The 5,005-nt window shown below is 57.2% G+C and carries 3 protein-coding genes; 2 read left to right on the forward strand and 1 reads right to left on the reverse strand.

Features of this window, described 5'->3' with window-relative positions:
• Positions 1-2,227: choice-of-anchor Q domain-containing protein (locus tag ACOCD2_RS12075; RefSeq protein WP_293648090.1), on the forward strand; the 2,227-nt coding region annotated here is incomplete at its 5' end.
• A gap of 55 nt (positions 2,228-2,282) precedes the next feature.
• Positions 2,283-4,637, forward strand: coding sequence for a choice-of-anchor Q domain-containing protein (locus ACOCD2_RS12080; RefSeq protein ID WP_293648088.1), 2,355 nt, complete (start codon positions 2,283-2,285; stop codon positions 4,635-4,637).
• A gap of 27 nt (positions 4,638-4,664) precedes the next feature.
• On the opposite strand, the gene ACOCD2_RS12085 is transcribed toward ACOCD2_RS12080, so the two are convergent.
• Positions 4,665-4,865 (reverse strand): hypothetical protein, encoded by a 201-nt coding sequence (locus ACOCD2_RS12085; RefSeq protein WP_294030744.1) that lies wholly within the window; start codon positions 4,863-4,865, stop codon positions 4,665-4,667.
• Positions 4,866-5,005 lie beyond the last annotated feature (140 nt).

Raw genomic sequence — 5,005 nt, forward strand, 5'->3', positions numbered from 1 at the left:
TATGGCAGATCATGGCACCGGAACACTACGGGCCGCTGTTGCTGCCGCTGCATCCGGCGATCGCATCACGTTTGCCCCGTGGCTTTATGACAAGGTCATCCGCCTGGACAGTGAGATCACCATCAGTAAAAACCTGCGCATCGAGGGCGACATAAACGGCGACAGGCGGCCGGATGTGACTTTGGACGGCCAGCATAAGACCCGGCTGCTGACGATCGCGGTGGGGGCCAACGTGACGCTCTGGGGGATGGCGCTGGAGCACGCGAAGGCTTCCGATGGGGCCGCCATCCTCAATCGGGGGAACATCACCGCCCAATTTTGTAAAATCAACGGCAACGAGGCGTCGAATGTCGGCGGTGGCATCTACAGCCGGGGGACCGTCACGATCGACCATTCCAGTATGCGGGATAATGTCGCCAACCGCGGTGGGGCGATTTTCACGGCGAAACTGGAAGCGTCGGACGCCGCCAAAACAACATTCAGCGCCTCGACGTTCGACTGGAACCGTGCGAAAGCGACGGGGGGTGTGATTTACAACTACTCGGGTGAATTCAAAGCGTACCGAAGCACATTCGACAACAACCGCGCACAACCCGAGGGCGACTGGGAACATGCCACTTCGGCGAAGGGGAGCGTCCTATACGCCGAAGGCGGAAGTAGTGAGTTCGTTGACAGCACACTGAAAAACAACAAATCCAAACCCCTCACGGACCCGGAACTGAAAGACTGCGGATTTGGAATCGGGAAAAATCGCTGTAACGGCTGTTCGTGCCGCCCCTCGGCAGAGCGTAAAAGAAATAACAAAAACCGACGGGTTAACAACGGGGGGACAATCTATAACCATGGGGTTCTGAACAATCCCCAGGCAGTGAAACTGACGCGGACGGTTATAGCGGACTCCAGAGGCAGAAACTGTGGCGGCTGGGGCTATTTCACCCTTGATCATGCGTGGTCAGATGATGACACGTGCGACGGGCCGACAGATTATTCACACCCTGGGGTCAGCAGAGGCAACGCAAAGCTGGGGGTCATTGCTGATAACGGGGGCTACACGTACACCTTCAAGCCGCTGTCAGGCAGCGGGCTGATTGATGCAGGTGGCAGCACTTGTGCCAACAGCGACCAGCGCGGAGCACGCCGCACAGAATTCATGGATCCAAAGTGCGACATCGGAGCAGTCGAGACCAACGCACACCCACCCTCACGGCTGCGCCCACAATCCATCAACACAACACCGCCGGCTGAGCACAACGAGGACAATGCCTCCCTCAACAGCCGCATCGCCAGCTTGCAAATACAAGTGGGCGCAGCGAACGCCACGATTGCCGAGCTTAACACTGCGATTGACGCGCTCTACGAGCACATCGCGGCCACGATAGCGGACTCGAACGAGGTGCAGTCTGGCCTGAGATCACAACTGGCGGACGCACAGGCGCAGCGTGCGGCGGCGATAGAACGTGTCGCCAGCCTCGAAGCGCAGCGTGCGGAGCATCTGGCCCGTCTTCGGGAACTTGATATCAGGGACGATCTGCAAGTGGAAATGGGCGACGCCGGCCAGATCGTGCGTCTTAAGCTCAATGACATCGACGCGCTTCAGGAATCAGAAACCCGCGTAAAAGTGGGGGTCGATACGTTCCGCCTTGGAGATACCGTCACAGGGCCTGCACACGAGCGCCCGGATGGGGCCGCCGTGTCATCCGGTCAGTTCCAGGGTGGCAACGGCATTATCTACTGGACCATCACATCTACCGTAATACCTGGCACGAATTGGCATGTCAGCCGCTGGGAGTTCAATAGTCCACAAGCATTTGGTAGCGTAGCGCTCAGCATTTATGCGGACCTCGATATTGGTCAATATACAGGACATAACGGGTTGATTGTGGGCGGTACTGGCCACCCAAACAGACTCTTGGTAACAGACCGAACCAACCCGGCGGAGGGCGTCGCTTTAGGCCTGAGAGCGCTTAAAAACGCCTCACGCATGGGTTGGGTGGGCAGCCCTGATATCTACCATGGGCGCAACGGGGAGATTCTCGATCCTTCGATCCTTACCGGTGCGTATTCTGGATGGGGGCAATTCACGCCCGATCAAAGCAGATATCCGGGGGGGCACGGATACGGCCCCGCAGATATTGCCGTTGCCATGGGGGTGATGCTCAAACCCTCGGCAAAACTGGCGAGCTTTGAGACGACGATTGTCGGTGCGCCCAACGGGTATATCGAATAATACAAGAAAAGCCGGGGTTGCGGGCCCGGCTCTGAAATCACAAGAGGAAAATCAAATGAAATCGAGAATTATCATATCAGGCATATTGGCATTTTCAAACCCTGCCGCCGCCATCACTGTTCATCGCGTGACCAGTATGGCAGATCATGGCACCGGAACACTGCGGGCCGCTGTTTCCTCTGCCGCATCCGGCGACCGCATCACGTTTACCCCATGGCTCTATGAAAAAACCATCCGCCTCGACAGCGAGATCGTCATCAACAAAAAACTGCGCATTGAGGGCGATATAAATGGCGACAGGCGACCCGATGTGACCCTGGATGGCCAGCATAATAGCCGTTTGCTGAAGATCGAACAGGGGGCGGCTGTGAGGCTCTGGGGGCTTGTCCTGACTCGCGGCAATACCAATGTCGGCGGAGCAATTTACAACCGGGGCACACTGGACGTCCAGTTCTGCCATGTGAACGGGAACGATAGCTGGGGTCGCGGTGGCGCGATCTATAACCGAGGCACGCTGACAATCGACAGCTCCAGTGTTCGAGACAATACGGCCGCCACGGATGGCGGCGCGATCTATAATGGCAAAGTGCAGAATTCGGACGCAGCCACCCTCACCATCACTGCCTCTACGTTGGCCTGGAACAGGGCAAAAGAAACCGGTGGCGTGATCTATAACGAAATCGGCACATTCCGCGCCTACGCCAGTACGTTCAGCGATAACGCCGCCCAAAAAACCCTCGATTATCGCAATCACCAGGAGAACAAGGGGAGCGTCCTGTACGCCAACGGCGGCACTAATGAGTTCTTCGACAGTACCCTGAAAAACAACAGATCCTCACCTCTCACCGATCCCGAGCAGGAGATGTGCGGCAATCATTGTGGCCTGCGATCAGAACCGCGCACCCGAAATGTAAAGCGCCGAACAACCAACGGCGGCACGATCTACAATCTGGGGAGCGCCCAGCGCGTCAAACTCACGCGCACCGTCATCACCGGCTCACGAGGTCGCAATTGCGGCGGCTGGGGCGGCTATACGATGATCAACAGCTGGTCGGATGACAACACCTGCTCGGACATGCATTATTTCGGTACGAACCGTGGGGACCCTAAGCTGGGACCGTTGGCCGACAACGGCGGCTACACCTACACGCACAAACCCATGGATGGGAGCGCGCTGATCGATGCCGCCGGATCGACCTGCGGTGTTCGTGACCAGCGGGGCGCTGTTCGGACACAATATCCCGACACCCACTGTGACATCGGGTCCGTCGAGACCAACGCACACCCGCCGTCGCGCCTGCGCCCGCAATCCATCAACACAACACCGCCGACCGAGCACAACGAGGACATTGCCGCCCTCAACAGCCGCATTGCCACACTGCAAACGCTCGCAGAATCGACCCAGGCGGCGGTTGTTGAGCGTGAGACGACAATCGCAACGCTACAAGGCCAGCTGGGTACGTTGCAAGGCCAATTGTCCACACTGCAAATGCAAACCCAACTGGCGATCGCTGAAAATTCTCAAGAGGCCGAGCGGCTACGACAGCAGATCACCGAAAAAGAAGCACAGATCACGCGAAAAGAGGAAGAGATCGCAGAACATAGGGCGAGGATTGCCGAGCTGGAAGCGCCCGATGCTCTGGAAGTAGCCATTGGGGCTGCGGGGAAGATCGAGGACCTGAGGCTCAACGGTAACAATGTGTTGCATGATTCAGAGACCCGCGTGAAAGTCGGATCAGAAACGTTCCACCTTGGAGATACCCTGACTAACCCTGCGCACGCGCGCTTGGATGGATCAATCGTTTCATCTGGTCAATTCCATGGTGAGAACGGAATCATCTACTGGACCATCACAGCCACCGTCGTTCCTCGTACTAATTTCCATGTCAGCCGATGGGAATTCAGCAGTCCGCAGGCGTTCGGGGATGTGGCGATCAGCATTTATGCGGATCTTGATATTGGTCAATATACAGGTCATAACGGCCTGATTGTGGGCGGCACAGGCCATCCTAACCGCCTGTTGATCACAGACAGAAGCAACCCCAAAGAGGGGGTCGCTTTGGGCCTTAGATCGCTTAAAAACGCCTCGCGGCTGGGTTGGGTGGGCAGCCCTGACATTTACCACGGGCGCAATGGTGAGGTGCTGGACGCATCGATTCTCACCGGTGCGTATGCGGGGTGGGGGCAATTCACGCCCGATCAGGCGGCTTACCCTGGCGCTCATGGATACGGTCCGGCTGATATCGCCCTGGCTGTAGGGGTGGCGCTCAAACCCTCCGCCAAATTGGCGACGTTTGAAACTACCGTCGTCGGGGCTCCCGGGGGTAAGGGCCTCGGAAAAAATAGATTACCCCAATGTAACTACTCACCCCTCGCTGCCAACCATGGAGAGCGAAGCGAAGGCTGGTAGTCCCCAGTAGCCGCGAGGCCGCACTGCTTACCCGTCGTGCGCATAGCGCCAGAAGGAAAGCAAAGTAGGCATCCAAACGCGGCGCCCAGTCATTGGGAGCCAAGTACGGAGCAGCAACGAGCTTGCGAAGTTGTTGCGCAGTGCTTGGTGACCAGGACGGCTGGGGCACCAATAGGTTGTCAAAGGCCGAGTCGATTTTGGGGGCTGGGACGCCCCAAAATCTATCACGAGGCCGAAGACACGCTTGTCAGTGATTTTCGTATTTCAATGCAAATCGGCTGTTTTTTGAAATATGAATGGGGATTATCTGTAGATTCTCCCTTGTTTGCCGCATTCCAGGCGCAATGAGGCCATGATCATATGGCTAA

The organism is Thiolapillus sp. (assembly GCF_048562965.1).
GTDB classification, from domain to species: Bacteria; Pseudomonadota; Gammaproteobacteria; order Chromatiales; family Chromatiaceae; genus Thiolapillus; species Thiolapillus brandeum_A.